The sequence below is a fragment of the Pseudescherichia sp. genome (genome assembly GCF_031979925.1).
Classification (GTDB): domain Bacteria; phylum Pseudomonadota; class Gammaproteobacteria; order Enterobacterales; family Enterobacteriaceae; genus Pseudescherichia.
In genome coordinates this window covers 51983-66164 of the sequence record NZ_DALZFB010000007.1, presented here as the reverse complement: position 1 = coordinate 66164, position 14182 = coordinate 51983, and the positions used below count along the sequence as shown (strand labels likewise).

Below are 14182 nucleotides of genomic sequence, written 5' to 3'. Positions count from 1 at the left end.
CATGGGCCAGCAACACGTTTAACAATGATGATATAAATAAGTTAATCGATTATGCTACTTTGTGTTAGCGCGTTTCAATGAGATTTAAGCAGAGGACGAGTCAAGTCTGGTATATCTGGGTAAAGTTACCTCTATATCTTCAGATGAGTACACTCTTCGGTTAGTGATAATGATTGTCCCTTCTTTTTTTGCCGCTTTTTTAAGTATTCCAATTGTTTTAGGCACGGAAGCAATGATACCTATTTCCCCAACTATCATTGATGAAATTTTCAATTTTTCCGACATGTCCGGGTTTTTTTTCTTCATCGCACTACTGGCAGATTTTAAAGCTACAGAGGCCGTATGCGATGCACTATCAATAACCTGGAGGACTAAGCGAGAAGCCTCTTCTACATCCATCCTATCCACAGATGGCAGTCGCGGCCTTCTAACGCTTTTTTCAGGGGCGGATTCTATAATATTTTCAACGCCTTCGTAATCATGAGACACCGTGCTCATAGCCTCAGATGCCTCTCTGGCCAGACTTCCATTTTCCGCACCGAGTTCATCTATTCCAGTTATTGACTCAGAAAGTATTTGGCTCAGTTCTTTACTCAACTCTCTATATTCTTTAAATCTTTTTATTGATCCGTAAACATCATCCACACTAGAGATAAATCCTGCTCCTACATTAATCCATCCAAATGCAGAGCTGGCATGGGCTAATTTAACTGCAGCTTCAGGGTTTCTGTTTGCAACAGAATAAGCCGATAATCCGGTTGCGATTTTTCCTATCTGTGATAAACCAGTTATGACACGAGATGTTTTCGCGATAACCTTTGCCAAAACTTTCACAACTTTAAAAACAGTCCGGAGTGCTCTTATCGCTAATGTTATTATTCCATGCCCACTTGGGTCGGTGAAATTGAGCGGATCGTTTTCACAGTAGGCGTAAGGGTTAATCCCCCCTACGCCAAATGGGCTTTGATTGTCAGGGCAGTTAAACCGCATTAGAATAGGATTATAGGCGCGATAGCCGTTACCTAAATGCGAAACACCAGTAAAGGGATCTGGTCGCTCGCCGTTAAAACCTGGCAGTTGACCATTCTGTACACTGTTTACGTTACCAAAAGAAGAATAAAAGTTAACTTGCTGTGTGTTGCCATCACAAGCCAACAGCGTGCTGTTTTTCTGGTTGGTGCCAATCAGTTGTAAAGACATAGTTTACACTCCAATGATTGAATATATCATTAATAATATTCCTACAGCTCCTCGTGGCTTACCGCAGCATTACCTGCCAGGCCAGAAATAATTCGATCCTGCTGTTGCTCGCTTTGGCGAACCTGATTAACTAATTGAGATTCACAATAGTAGAGGTACTGCTCATTACTGTTTATTGACTGGTAGACGAGCTGGTGCAAAGCGTTATAGCCATAGCTTGCCTGCGCACCTTCAGGGGTATTAATGCTAAATAAACGTCCCGATGCATCATAGGTTAAAGTACGCCCAGCTTCGTCATATTGAAGCTGCCCATCATCATAGTAGCTCAAATTGATAATGGGTGGATAAGCCGGGTTTCCACTGTGCTCAATTGTGGTAAGTTGGGTAGGGTCATCACTGTTTAAATAGGTAAATTTTGCAGTATCGGTCATGCCATTTTCATTGACTGTGGTACAAGTCAGTATATTATTCAGACTATCATATTCAAATTCCTGAGAAGTGAATGCCTGTCCGTAACCATCTTTTGGAAGAGAACTGCCGCTACACTCATGCCTATTAAGTCTGTTACGTGGGTCATAGTGATAAGTATTATCACTAAGCGTCTCTATTCCCTGCTCGACTTTATAGTGGGTAATCTGGTTATTTTCCTGGTATCCAGTTGTAATCGTAATAACATCTCCAGTACCGGGTGTAAGTATGCGAGTCTGTTCCCGACCATAGTCATCGTAGAGAATTTTCGTCTCAAGAGTCGCGCTTCCGTCTATGGATTCCGTCGTTTGGGTCTCCAGTCGCCCAAAATCATCATAGGTAAAAGTGATTGTGACAACAGGATCGCTAATCGTTTCAGTTTTAGCTGCGTCTTTTCCTGACGTGAAGTAATCTGTCCACTGCGAATTACCAGTAATATCGATATAGCTTACAGGCTTATTTAATACGCTCCAGGTGAAGGAGGGCGTTTTACTCCCAATATTGTTAGTAACGGTTTCCGTAGAAACCTGCCCTGATGAATACCATGTATAAGAATTCTCCCCTTGACCGGATTCGGTAGCGGTTTCAAGCAGTCCACTATTTTTAAAATAGGTATAACCCTGCTCACTCTTTTGTCCATTATAATCAACAACTATGGAAGTTAATGCATTTTCCAGCATAGGGTCGTAACCATAAGTGAAAATTCGATTTAGGCTATCAGTAAACGTGTGCGGATCGTTGGTATTGTCTGTATAGCTATAAGATTCATAACGTCCGCCAACGGTCGAATTCTTGATGCGCCCCAATCCATCGAACTCTCGAATCCCTATCTGATAATCTTTACCATCTAAGTCAGTTACAGTCACGCTAGTTACTAATGCGTGACTAAACTGAGGCGCATAAGCCTGAGTTACAACCGTTCCATCAGGATAAGTTGTTTTATAAATGCGATCGAACTCATCATATTCATAAACGGTAAGATGACCCATCTGGTCTTTGAACTGACGCAGTCGCTTGAGACCATCATAATATGAGTGCGTGCTGGAATACTGATTGCCTTCTGCATCAAATACGGTAACCGACTCAGATACGTCTTGGTTATTCATCACAATTTGATAGTTTGATGCTGTTTTCCCGGCAGAAGATTTAATATTTTTACTATATGTATTTTTAACAACCAAAAACTGCGATACATGCGTTAAGTAAACGCTGGTATCAGGACTATTACTATCGCAGAAAAAATTATGAGCACAGGGGTGTCCCCATTCGTCAAACTGTGTTCCAATATTGATAGTCATTGATTGTATGGTATTGTTACTATCAAGATAGCTATCCACTAGAGACTCATACTCAATACGCCCAAGCGTATCATAGCGTCGTAATAACACCGTGCTAAAATCTTCATCAATCTGTTCTGTGGCTTTTTTTTCAATAGAGATGACTCTCCCCATAGAATCATAATTAAGTCTGGAAACATTATTTTCAAAGTTTGTAAAAGTTGTGCTAAGTGTAGTAACTCCTCCTGATCCGTTAAAATCCATAACATAATCAGCGTGCATAATCCTTTCGTACCCATCGGCATTTCCTTCATGTACGTACATTTTAGAAAAGTGACCAGCAGGATTATAATAATAAGTGTATGGCGTACCTTTAAAATCCGTCAGCGAAATAATTTTATTCGAGTAAGAGGAATGTTTCGTTACGCCATTTAGCGTAAAACCATCATAACTTGTCAGGGTCAACGCGCTCTGAATAGCCTCATTCTCTAAGCTATACACATATTCTTCATTTATTAAATAAGGATTAATGATGCCGTTAGAATCTTTACCATAAACTGTCGTAGCCTTATTAGCGACACGACCATAATTTAAGGAATTCTTATCATCTGAATAGTATTGCGTGTCCAGCGTAGTCAATGGCTGTTTGTCGTCGCCAGTTAATTTCACCATTGACTCTTTAATGCTAACAATGCTGGTTGTCATAGGTCTATCGTCCAGCGCATCGAGCGAGCCGTAACGATAATAAGTTAACCGAACAGGAACATCGTCATAATCCGAGGGCGCAGCCGTCACTTTTTTGCTCTTCATTAAATTAGCAAAGCCGTGCGGGTCAGGAGGACAACCCGTATAACCATCGGCGCTATCCGCTTCACCGTCCGCACTGTAAAACTCGTAGTCAGTCTGCGTGCCGTCGGGATCGATCTGCTGCGTCAGATTACCAAAATCATCGTACTGGTACTGTGTGAGTTCATTACGTGAGCCGCTGCTGTCACGCCACGTTAACGTTTGAGTTAGCGGATATTGATACTGGGCAGGCAGTTCGTCAAAAGTAGTATTGGGATTATCCTCTTGCCACGCGTCAGCGTAATAGTAAGTTTCGGCAGCGTAGTATGTATCGCCCTGAACGACTTCCATTTTACTTAACAGATGGTAGTTGTTATAGGTATAAGTTGTGACAATCTCCTGCCCGTCACTGTCGGTTTGCGTCAGGATAGTCGAGTAGAAATAGTCCTGCCCAATCAAAGTAAGAGAGTAGTCAGTCGAAGGATCCCAGCTACCACCCTGTGGGGCGTCGTATCCCAGGTAGTTAGGAAAGCCCTGAGGCGAACTGGTGTATATGTTGTAACCATATCCGGCTGGCCAAAGCCAGGCGAGATAACCAGTTCCGTTACCGCAGGTAACGCACCCTGTCCTGATGCGGTGGGAAAGAGCATTAGCCCGTCCTGAAGCCCGTTATTATAGGTGACAGTTTTTAATAAGCCGGTAATTGAACGAGTTTCAACTAGCGTCAAAAGCCCATTACCCATACCGATATCAGCATAATTATATTGCCAATCACCTTCAGGCAGCCCTGAGTGGGAAATATTAGTGAGGTAGCCATTCTCTTTAGTTAGCGTAAGCGTATATTCTTCAGTGGAGCCTGGATAGAAGGTTAATGTGCCGTAATCATGATCGAGCGTTAAAAGAGTGACGTTGCTGTCATCACGAATAGAGCCGAGTACCCACCCCCGTGAGGTAGATACCCAGTCAAAGTTTAAAGAGTATCCTAACGAGGTATACATTCTAATTGGAACAAATTGTCCCTCATCATACTCGCTTAAATCAGTAATGCTGCCATCATGCTCCGTTACCCGATAACCGGTGCTCCCATCCGCGACAGTTGTCTGGATAAAATCAAAGGTGCGCATTTTATTTTGTTCAACAAAAGGCGGGTTTGTCGATGTATTCACCTTGTAACTTTCACCTGAAGCTAATGAAAGCTGTGCACTAGAGGCATCATAAATAGTCAGCGCTAACTGTATTCCTATACCCAAATCAAAATAGTCAACGTTGGTAGTAGCAGAGTAGCTTATAGAGAAATTAAACTCCGGACCCATCGCATTATTGCCAATAAGCTGCCCCAGCGAGTGCTGAAAGCTAAACAGTCGCGTACGCGGATCCACGTCCTCAGAGAAGGCGCTAACAAAATTAGGCGTTTGGGAATAGTAATTTGAACTCATGACGATACCTCAACAATAAATTGATTATTAAGAAGGGAAATCAGTCTGGCTTTTATAAAGCTAGTTGCTCTGTTTCTTTTAAAAAAGCCCTTTTTATAGGGCGCTATGCCTGATATTTGGACTCATTAGATTAATGGCGCACGCTCTTTACTGTTTAAACATTGTACTGGCGACGCTGGCAGCCCTCCCCCGGCTTACGCTATACTAGGCCCTGGATCGCAGGTCCACTCGCTGTGGATCGGCGTTTACCTGATGTATTACATGGATTTTCAACCTTCCCTTCTTGAGGATCTGGCCGATGGCTGGATAAGATATGTTAAACAGTATTCTACTGATACTTTGTCTGATTGCCGTAAGTGCGTTCTTCTCGCTGTCGGAGATTTCGCTTGCGGCCTCCCGTAAAATCAAACTTAAGCTGCTTGCCGACGACGGCAATATCAACGCCCAGCGCATCCTGAAAATGCAGGAAAACCCTGGTACCTTCTTTACCGTTGTGCAGATCGGCCTTAATGCCGTCGCGATTCTTGGCGGTATCGTGGGCGACGCGGCGTTCTCCCCGGCCTTTTACAGCGTGCTGCTCAACGTGGTGTCGCCGGAGCTGGCGGATCGGCTGAGCTTTATTATCTCCTTTACCCTCGTGACCGGGCTGTTCATTCTCTTTGCTGACCTGACCCCGAAACGCATCGGTATGATTGCGCCCGAAGCCGTGGCTTTGCGTATCATCAACCCGATGCGCTTCTGCCTGTTTATCTTCCGTCCGCTGGTATGGTTCTTTAACGGGCTGGCCAACGTTATCTTCCGCATCTTCAAGCTACCGATGGAGCGTAAGGACGACCTCACTTCCGATGATATTTACGCGGTATTTGAGGCCGGGGCGCTGGCAGGCGTGCTGCGTAAGCAGGAGCACGAGCTGATTGAGAACGTGTTTGAGCTGGAGTCGCGCACCGTGCCGTCCTCCATGACCTCGCGCGAAAACGTCATCTGGTTCGATCTGCACGAAGATGAGCAGAGCCTGAAGAGCAAGGTGGCGGAGCATCCGCACTCTAAGTTCCTGGTCTGTAATCAGGATATCGATCACATCGTGGGCTACGTCGATTCCAAAGATCTGCTTAACCGCGTGCTGGCCAACCAGAGTCTGGCGCTGAACAGCGGCGTGCAGATCCGTAATACGCTGATCGTGCCGGATACCCTGACCCTCTCCGAGGCGCTGGAGAGCTTTAAGGCGGCGGGGGAAGACTTCGCGGTGATTATGAACGAGTATGCGTTGGTGGTGGGGATCATTACCCTCAACGACGTGATGACTACCCTGATGGGCGATTTAGTCGGCCAGGGTCAGGAGGATCAGATCGTTGCCCGCGATGAGAACTCCTGGCTTATCGACGGCGGTACGCCCATCGACGACGTGATGCGCGTGCTGGATATCGATGAGTTCCCGCAGTCCGGCAACTACGAAACCATCGGCGGCTTTATGATGTTTATGCTGCGAAAAATCCCGAAACGCACCGATTCAGTGAAGTTTTCCGGCTATAAGTTTGAGGTGGTAGATATCGATAACTACCGCATCGACCAGCTGCTGGTGACCCGCCTCGACAGCAAGCCGGCCACGCTAACGCCGAAGCTGCCGGATGCCGAGAATAAAGGCGCGGCATAAGTCCCCTTCCCTGGAAACATCAACGGCCCCATCTGGGGCCGTCTTATTATGTTACTGAACTACTGCATAGCACGTTGTTACGCCATATCGGTTTGCAGTCGCATAACCTGACGATTGACTTCAGACATCACAGAATAGTGCTGCTTATCTTTTACTTTCGGGACCAGGATTTTACCCTTGTCGAACTCAAAAGCGCCTACATCCTTGATATACAACCGTCCACGAAACAGGATCTTCACGTACTTCGCTACCTGGAGCGGATTGTAACGTTGGAAAATTTTCATTCTTCTATCTCTCCTGCTGAATCTTACGCTCAAGCGACGCCACAATTGGCTCGACTTTGATGAACGCAAATTTTGTTGCCCAGTGACTATAGACCACAAACTCATTGATACCCAGTATGAATAAGTTTATTTACCGTTTGATGACAATTAATCAGAATTTTCTATTCCGGGTTTTGAGCAGTACAGTATAAGCCATGGTTTTTGCGCAAATGTGTGCGTCCGCCCGCAAACTGGCACCCCATTTGCGAGAAAAGAAGATTAAATGCACTTATCATTAAAAGCAGAGACCAAGTGGTCGGATCACCTGCACTTAATAAGGGAAACATGATGACGTTACGCAAGACTCTGGCTGTAACCTGCCTGCTGCTGCCGTTGGTGGCCTCGGCTCACCGCTTCGAAGAGAATCAGCGCGTGCCCCCCGTGGGCGTGGCCGATCGGGGAGAGCTGGTCCTCAATAATGATAAGTTTAGCTATAAAAACTGGAATAGCGCGCAGCTAACCGGAAAAGTTCGCGTGGTGATGCACATCGCTGGTCGTACTTCGGCGAAAGATAAGAATGCCGCGCTGATCGAGGCGATTAAGACGGCTAATTTGCCGCACGACCGCTATCAGACCACCACAATTATCAATACCGATGATGCTATTCCAGGCTCTGCCATGTTTGTACGCAGCAGCATTGAGAGCAACAAACAGCTCTATCCCTGGTCACAGTTTATCGTTGATAGCGAAGGGGTAACCCGTAAGGCCTGGCAGTTACAGGAGGAGAGCTCCGCCGTCGCAGTGCTGGATAAAGAGGGGCGGGTGCACTATGCCAAAGATGGCGCACTAACCCCGCAGGAGTCGCAGCAGGTAGTTGCCCTGCTGCGTAAGCTGCTGGAGAGCTAAAGGCTAAAAAATAGAGACGCGGAAACCGGGGTTGAGGAAAGATTCACGCGGCGTGTAGTCCAACGTTTTTCCCTGCCAGTCATGGACGTGCGCCCCGGCAGCGACCGCCACCGCGTGGCCCGCGGCGGTATCCCAGACGCTGGTTGGCCCAAAGCGAGGATAGAGCTGCGCCTCGCCCTCTGCTACCAGACAGAACTTGAGCGACGAACCGATCGCCGTCGTCTGGTGTTCGCCCATTTGCTCCAGATACTCTTTCAGCTCGTTGTCGTTAGCGGCATGGGAGCGGCTAATGACCACCCGTGGCGGACGGGCTTCACGCACCTGGATCGGATTACGGATGTTGTTCTCCTCTTTCCAGGCCTTACCCTCTGCCGCGCTGTACATCACCTTCAATACCGGGGCATAGACTACGCCCAGCACCGGCTTACCCTCTTCAATCAACGCAATATTGACGGTGAACTCGCCGTTGCGCTTGATGAACTCTTTGGTACCGTCCAGCGGATCCACCAGCCAGTAGCGCTGCCAGTGCTGGCGAATGCTCCAGGCCGGAGGATCTTCTTCCGAGAGCACCGGGATATCCGGAGTGAGTGCTTGCAAACCTTTGACAATCACCTCGTGGGCCGCGATATCCGCCGCAGTTACCGGCGAATCGTCAGTTTTACGGTTTACGTCTATCGGGCTGTTCCCGTCGTAAACCTGCATGATGGCTTCGCCCGCTTCCTGCGCGAGCTGACAAATTGCTTCTAACATTCTCCACCTCTCTGTGTCAGTGGTTTTAACTCGTTGTTTTACTTATACCCTATCACGACCAGAACTGCCATCTGTGACCACGCTTGCGGTTTTATCGCTCACTTTTATGGCAAGATTCACAAATTTGTAAGCAACCAAATGTAAATACATTCTCTTTTGTGGATTAGATCGAAAAGGACTCTCTGATGATTAAGTTTAGTGCAACGCTCCTGGCCATGCTGACGGCGGTCGGTGCCCAGGCCGCTACCGTGGATCTCCGCCTGCTGGAAACCACCGATCTGCATAGCAACATGATGGACTTTGACTACTACAAAGATACGCCGACGGAGAAGTTCGGCCTGGTACGCACCGCAACGCTAATTAATGCCGCTCGCCAGGAGGCCGCCAATAGCGTGCTGGTGGATAACGGCGATGTCATTCAGGGTAGTCCGCTGGGGGATTACATGGCGGCGAAAGGATTAACCCAGAACGAGGTACACCCGGTCTATAAGGCGATGAATACGCTCGACTATGCGGTGGGTAACCTCGGCAACCATGAGTTCAACTATGGCCTGGATTATCTGCACCGCGCGCTGGCCGGGGCGAAATTCCCCTACGTGAATGCCAATATCATCGACGTAAAAACGCAAAAGCCACTGTTCACGCCTTACCTGATCAAAGAGACCACGGTTAAGGATAAAGAGGGCAAAACGCAGACCCTGCGCATTGGCTATATCGGCTTTGTGCCACCGCAGATCATGACCTGGGATAAAGCCAACCTCAGCGGCAAGGTAACGGTGAACGATATTACCGAGACCGCACGTAAGTACGTTCCGGAGATGCGCAGCAAAGGGGCGGACGTCGTGGTAGTAATTGCTCACTCCGGACTCTCATCCGAGCCGTACAAGGCGTTGGCGGAGAACTCAGTTTACTACCTCAGCGAGGTACCCGGCGTTGACGCGATCCTCTTTGGACACGCCCATGCGGTCTTCCCCGGTAAAGATTTTGCCGATATTAAAGGCGCGGATATCACCAACGGTACCCTTAACGGCGTACCGGCGGTAATGCCCGGCATGTGGGGCGATCATCTTGGCGTAGTCGATTTAGTGTTAAACAACGACAGCGGCAAATGGCAGGTGACCCACTCCCGCGCCGAAGCGCGGCCCATCTACGATGCGGCAACGAAGAAGTCACTGGCGGCAGAAGAGAGCAAGCTGGTTTCCGTTCTGAAGGCATCTCATGACGCCACCCGGGAGTTTGTCAGCAAGCCCATCGGGCAGTCTGCCGATAACATGTACAGCTACCTGTCGCTGGTGCAGGATGACCCGACCGTGCAGGTGGTCAACATGGCGCAGAAGGCCTACGTAGAGCGCTATATTCAGGGCGATCCGGATCTGGCCTCACTGCCAGTGCTCTCCGCCGCCGCGCCATTCAAAGCTGGCGGTCGTAAGAACGATCCGGCCAGCTTCGTCGAGGTGGAGAAGGGTCAGCTGACCTTCCGCAACGCCGCCGATCTCTACCTCTATCCGAACACGCTGGTGGTGGTGAAGGCCAGCGGGAAAGAGGTGAAGGAGTGGCTGGAGTGCTCTGCCGGGCAGTTTAACCAGATCGATCCGCGCAGCAGCAAGCCGCAGTCGCTGATTAACTGGGATACCTTCCGCACCTATAACTTTGACGTGATTGACGGCGTCAATTATCAGGTCGATGTCACCCAGCCCGCCCGCTATGACGGCGAATGCCAGAGCGTGAATCCACAGGCGGAACGCATTAAAAACCTGACCTTCAACGGCAAGCCGATCGACCCTAACGCCACTTTCCTGGTGGCTACCAACAACTATCGCGCCTACGGCGGCAAGTTTGCCGGGACGGGTGACAGCCACATCGCCTTTGCCTCGCCGGATGAGAACCGCTCCGTGCTCGCGGCGTGGATAAGCGCTGAATCAGTCCGAACTGGGGCGATCCACCCGGCGGCAGACAACAACTGGCGTCTTGCACCGATCCACAGCGATACGGCGCTGGATATTCGCTTTGAGACCTCCCCCTCTGCGAAGGCGGCGGCATTTATCAAAGAGAAGGCTCAGTATCCGATGAGCCAGGTCGGCAACGACGACATCGGGTTCGCCATTTACAAAGTTAATCTAAACGCGAAATAACCCGTAGGCCCGGCAAGCGTGAGCGCCGCCGGGCGTTTTCCCCCTACCTCTACGCCGCCCGTTCGTCGCGCTTCGCCAGTACTTCCGGCAGGTTCAGCTCTATCCAGTCGGCGAGCGCGGCGACTTTCTCGCTTACCTCCTCCCCCAGCGGCGTCAGGCTGTACTCAACGTGCGGAGGCACGACCGGATAAGCCACGCGGTTGATAAAGCCGTCCTGCTCCAGCCACTGTAAGGTTTGCGCCAGCATCTTCTCGCTGACACCGCCCATCTTGCGGCGCAGATCGCTAAAGCGATGCGTGCCGTCTCGCAGGGCCACCATCACCAGCACGCCCCAGCGGCTGGTCAGATGCTTAAGCACGTCGCGGGAGGGACACTGCTCGGCGAACAGGTTACCTTCGCGCAGCCGTTCACTTAGCGTCTGGGGTGCGTTAGTTATTTTCATACTTACCTTTTTGTACGTACTTACTAAAAGTTAGTTAGGGTGCTAGTGTGCCATAACTCACTACCCACAAGAAGGAAAATTCTATGATCGCCATTACCGGCGCAACCGGCCACCTGGGCCAGCTAACCTTTACTGAACTGCTGAAAACCGTCCCCGCCAGCCAGCTGGTGGCCATTGTGCGTAACCCGGCGAAAGCCGAAACCCTGGCTCAGCAGGGCGTCTCCGTACGCCAGGCGGAGTATACCGATCGGGCCGCGCTCACGGCCGCCCTTGAGGGCGTTGAGAAGCTGCTGCTGATCTCCTCCAGCGAAGTGGGCCAGCGCGCTACCCAGCACCGTAACGTCATCGACGCGGCGAAGGCGGCGGGGGTGAAATTCATCGCCTACACCAGCCTGCTGCATGCTGACCGCTCCCCGCTGGGCCTGCACGTTGAGCATGTGGAGACCGAGCAGGACCTAGCTGAATCTGGTATCCCCTATGCCCTGCTGCGCAACGGCTGGTATAGCGAGAACTACCTGGCAAGTGCTCCCGCGGCGTTAGCGCACGGCGTGTTTATCGGCTCCGCGGGTGAAGGCAAAATCGCCTCCGCTACCCGAGGTGACTATGCCGCGGCAGCGGCCAAGGTGATGAGCAGCGAAGGCCATGCGGGCAAGGTATACGAGCTGGCGGGTGACGAGGCCTGGACCCTCAGCGAGCTGGCGGCGGAGCTGAGCAAGCAGAGTGGCAAACCGGTGGTTTATCAGAACCTCAGCGAAGCCGACTTTGCTGAAGCGCTGAAAGGCGCAGGCCTGCCGGAGGCATTCGCTAACCTGCTGGCGGACTCGGACGTTGGCGCATCAAAAGGTGGCCTGTTTGACGGCAGCCGCACGCTGAGCAAATTAATTGGCCGCCCTACCACGCCGATTCATGACAGCATTCGCGACATCGTGTGACCCGACAGCATCGTTTATTTTTGTAGCATCCCGGCGGGCCATTCCTGATAATGAAGCGATGACCCGCGTGGAGAGAGCCAGTGCAAGGCGTACCGGAACAGTTCAGCGATGAGAAAGACAGCGCCCGCTTTCGCCATCTGGCGCAGTTTCCGGGCGTGGAGCTTTATCACGCTCATATTTCCCGCTACGTTTTTGAACCACATACCCACGAAGCGTTTGGCATCGGGACGATAGAGGCTGGCGCGGAGCGTTTTCGCTATCGCGGCGCACAGCATGTCGCCCCGGCCCGCTCGGTGGTCACCATGAACCCCGATGAGCTGCACACCGGCGAGGCAGCAGCCGACGATGGCTGGCGCTACCGTATGATCTACCTTGAACCGAATTTGTTGGAGCAGATCGCCGGTATTCGCCACTGGTGGTTCGCTGAGGCTACCCGCTACGATCCGCTCCGCTCCCGGCAGATCTATACCCTGATCCAGCACCTCTGGCAGAGCGACGATCCGCTGGCTCAGCAGGGACTGCTGCTGGATCTGATCGACACCTTCCGCCCGCTGGCTCGCCATGCACCGGCGCAGGCAGAGGGTGGCCACCGCTTTGAGCGCGTGCGTGACTACCTGCACGACAACTATATGCATACCCTTACTCTCGACGAGCTGGCGCAGGTGGTCTCCCTAAGTCCGTACCACTTCCAGCGCCAGTTCAAGGCCCATTTTCACGTCACGCCGCACCAGATGCTGATGGCGATCCGCCTGTGGCGTGCTAAAGATTTTCTCACCCAGGGGATGCCCGCCGCCGACGTTGCCGCCGTTGTCGGACTGACAGACCAGTCGCACCTTACCCGCGCCTTTACCCGCCGCTACGGCATCACCCCGGTGCGCTACCAGAAACAGGTGGTCCGGCGCTAATGCGCAATCTCGTACAATACGGCCGCCCATTGCCTTCCTACACTGCATGCAGACTTGAATAGATGGATGGAATAAATGATTAGCGGTGTGTTGTATGCCCTGCTTGCAGGTTTAATGTGGGGACTGATTTTTGTCGGGCCATTAATTGTGCCGGAGTACCCGGCGCTATTGCAGTCGATGGGGCGCTATCTGGCGCTGGGGCTTATCGCCCTGCCGCTGGCATGGCTGGGCCGTAAGCGCCTGAAAAAGCTAGCCCGCCGGGATTGGCTCACTGCGCTGGAGCTGACCATGATGGGCAACCTGATCTATTACGCCTGCCTGGCAAGCGCTATTCAGCGCACTGGTGCGCCCGTATCAACCATGATAATCGGCACTCTGCCCGTGGTGATCCCGGTCTTCGCCAACCTGCTCTACAGCCGCCACGACGGCAAGCTGGCGTGGTCGAAGATGGTTCCCGCCCTGGTCTGCATTGCCGTGGGCCTGGCGTGCGTCAACGTTGCCGAGCTGCGGCACGGCGTAACCGGTGCGGACGGATGGCGCTACGTCTCCGGGATCCTGCTGGCCGTCATCTCAGTGGTGTGCTGGGCATGGTATGCGCTGCGTAATGCTCGCTGGCTGCGGGATAATCCGGATAAAAACCCAATGATGTGGGCGACCGCACAGGCGCTGGTGACCCTGCCGGTTTCGTTGTTAGGGTATGTGGCGGTATGCGGCTGGTTAGGCGTTCAGCAACCCGAGTTCACGCTGCCGTTTGGTCCCCGTCCGGGCCTGTTCGTTGGATTGATGGTGGCGATCGCCGTGCTCTGCTCATGGGTGGGCGCACTGTGCTGGAATATCGCCAGCCAGAAGCTGCCGACAGTAATTTTAGGTCCGCTGATTGTCTTTGAAACCCTGGCAGGACTGCTCTATACCTTCCTGCTGCGCCAGAGCCTGCCGCCCGTGCTGACCGCATCCGGTATTCTGCTGCTGGTAGTGGGTGTGACTTTAGCCGTGAGGGGAAAACCGGTCCAGTAGGCCGGGCAAACGCCGTGCCG

12 protein-coding genes are annotated in these 14182 nt (G+C 51.4%); 6 read left to right on the top strand and 6 right to left on the bottom strand.

Annotated features, from left to right (window positions below; translation table 11 throughout):
- Positions 1-84: 84 nt before the first annotated feature.
- From RTM13_RS13420 to RTM13_RS13410, 3 genes are all read right to left on the bottom strand, one after another.
- Positions 85-1200 carry an RHS repeat-associated core domain-containing protein gene (locus RTM13_RS13420; RefSeq protein WP_312212488.1) on the bottom strand — a complete coding sequence of 372 codons (1116 nt, stop codon included), beginning with the start codon at positions 1198-1200 and terminating at the stop codon, positions 85-87.
- 41 nt (positions 1201-1241) lie between these two features.
- Complete coding sequence (locus tag RTM13_RS13415; protein WP_312212487.1) at positions 1242-4082, bottom strand: hypothetical protein; 2841 nt, start codon at positions 4080-4082, stop codon at positions 1242-1244.
- 104 nt (positions 4083-4186) lie between these two features.
- On the bottom strand, positions 4187-5167 hold the full coding sequence (locus RTM13_RS13410) for a hypothetical protein (RefSeq protein ID WP_312212486.1): 981 nt from the start codon (positions 5165-5167) through the stop codon (positions 4187-4189).
- A 313-nt stretch (positions 5168-5480) separates the two neighbouring features.
- Here RTM13_RS13410 and RTM13_RS13405 point away from each other — a divergent pair, with 313 nt between their 5' ends.
- Positions 5481-6818, top strand: a complete 1338-nt coding sequence (locus tag RTM13_RS13405) for a hemolysin family protein (RefSeq protein ID WP_312212485.1) — start codon at positions 5481-5483, stop codon at positions 6816-6818.
- A gap of 77 nt (positions 6819-6895) precedes the next feature.
- On the opposite strand, the gene RTM13_RS13400 is transcribed toward RTM13_RS13405, so the two are convergent.
- A complete protein-coding gene (locus RTM13_RS13400) occupies positions 6896-7102 on the bottom strand; it encodes a DUF1107 domain-containing protein (RefSeq protein ID WP_042388447.1) in 207 nt (68 codons plus the stop codon).
- Positions 7103-7429: 327 nt separating this feature from the next.
- Here RTM13_RS13400 and RTM13_RS13395 point away from each other — a divergent pair, with 327 nt between their 5' ends.
- Positions 7430-7987 (top strand): YtfJ family protein, encoded by a 558-nt coding sequence (locus RTM13_RS13395; protein ID WP_312212624.1) that lies wholly within the window; start codon positions 7430-7432, stop codon positions 7985-7987.
- Positions 7988-7990: 3 nt separating this feature from the next.
- Here the strand turns inward: RTM13_RS13395 and cysQ are convergent, their stop codons facing one another.
- Positions 7991-8737 (bottom strand): 3'(2'),5'-bisphosphate nucleotidase CysQ, encoded by a 747-nt coding sequence (gene cysQ / locus RTM13_RS13390; RefSeq protein WP_312212484.1) that lies wholly within the window; start codon positions 8735-8737, stop codon positions 7991-7993.
- Positions 8738-8922: 185 nt separating this feature from the next.
- Between cysQ and RTM13_RS13385 the strand changes: the two genes are divergently transcribed.
- Entirely contained in the window at positions 8923-10869 is a 1947-nt protein-coding gene (locus RTM13_RS13385) for a bifunctional 2',3'-cyclic-nucleotide 2'-phosphodiesterase/3'-nucleotidase (protein WP_312212483.1), read from the top strand.
- A 49-nt stretch (positions 10870-10918) separates the two neighbouring features.
- Here the strand turns inward: RTM13_RS13385 and RTM13_RS13380 are convergent, their stop codons facing one another.
- Positions 10919-11311: a helix-turn-helix domain-containing protein gene (locus RTM13_RS13380; protein WP_312212482.1), complete on the bottom strand. Its 393-nt coding sequence runs from the start codon at positions 11309-11311 to the stop codon at positions 10919-10921.
- 83 nt (positions 11312-11394) lie between these two features.
- On the opposite strand from RTM13_RS13380, the gene RTM13_RS13375 reads away from it, so the two are divergent.
- The 3 genes from RTM13_RS13375 to RTM13_RS13365 all read left to right on the top strand — a co-directional run bounded on the left by RTM13_RS13375 (position 11395) and on the right by RTM13_RS13365 (position 14162).
- Positions 11395-12243, top strand: coding sequence for an SDR family oxidoreductase (locus RTM13_RS13375; RefSeq protein ID WP_312212481.1), 849 nt, complete (start codon positions 11395-11397; stop codon positions 12241-12243).
- A gap of 80 nt (positions 12244-12323) precedes the next feature.
- Positions 12324-13148 (top strand): AraC family transcriptional regulator, encoded by an 825-nt coding sequence (locus RTM13_RS13370; RefSeq protein ID WP_312212480.1) that lies wholly within the window; start codon positions 12324-12326, stop codon positions 13146-13148.
- A 75-nt stretch (positions 13149-13223) separates the two neighbouring features.
- On the top strand, positions 13224-14162 hold the full coding sequence (locus RTM13_RS13365; protein ID WP_312212479.1) for a DMT family transporter: 939 nt from the start codon (positions 13224-13226) through the stop codon (positions 14160-14162).
- The last annotated feature ends 20 nt before the right edge of the window (positions 14163-14182 follow it).

What these genes read in the sequence shown, in the direction of transcription:
- RTM13_RS13375 (WP_312212481.1), top strand. Translation starts at nt 11,395, where the DNA reads ATGATCGCCATTACCGGCGCAACCGGCCACCTGGGCCAGCTAACCTTT.
- RTM13_RS13410 (WP_312212486.1), bottom strand. Translation starts at nt 5,167, where the DNA reads ATGAGTTCAAATTACTATTCCCAAACGCCTAATTTTGTTAGCGCCTTC.
- RTM13_RS13405 (WP_312212485.1), top strand. Translation starts at nt 5,481, where the DNA reads ATGTTAAACAGTATTCTACTGATACTTTGTCTGATTGCCGTAAGTGCG.
- RTM13_RS13380 (WP_312212482.1), bottom strand. Translation starts at nt 11,311, where the DNA reads ATGAAAATAACTAACGCACCCCAGACGCTAAGTGAACGGCTGCGCGAA.
- RTM13_RS13420 (WP_312212488.1), bottom strand. Translation starts at nt 1,200, where the DNA reads ATGTCTTTACAACTGATTGGCACCAACCAGAAAAACAGCACGCTGTTG.
- RTM13_RS13415 (WP_312212487.1), bottom strand. Translation starts at nt 4,082, where the DNA reads ATGGAAGTCGTTCAGGGCGATACATACTACGCTGCCGAAACTTACTAT.
- RTM13_RS13400 (WP_042388447.1), bottom strand. Translation starts at nt 7,102, where the DNA reads ATGAAAATTTTCCAACGTTACAATCCGCTCCAGGTAGCGAAGTACGTG.
- cysQ (WP_312212484.1), bottom strand. Translation starts at nt 8,737, where the DNA reads ATGTTAGAAGCAATTTGTCAGCTCGCGCAGGAAGCGGGCGAAGCCATC.
- RTM13_RS13395 (WP_312212624.1), top strand. Translation starts at nt 7,430, where the DNA reads ATGACGTTACGCAAGACTCTGGCTGTAACCTGCCTGCTGCTGCCGTTG.
- RTM13_RS13365 (WP_312212479.1), top strand. Translation starts at nt 13,224, where the DNA reads ATGATTAGCGGTGTGTTGTATGCCCTGCTTGCAGGTTTAATGTGGGGA.
- RTM13_RS13385 (WP_312212483.1), top strand. Translation starts at nt 8,923, where the DNA reads ATGATTAAGTTTAGTGCAACGCTCCTGGCCATGCTGACGGCGGTCGGT.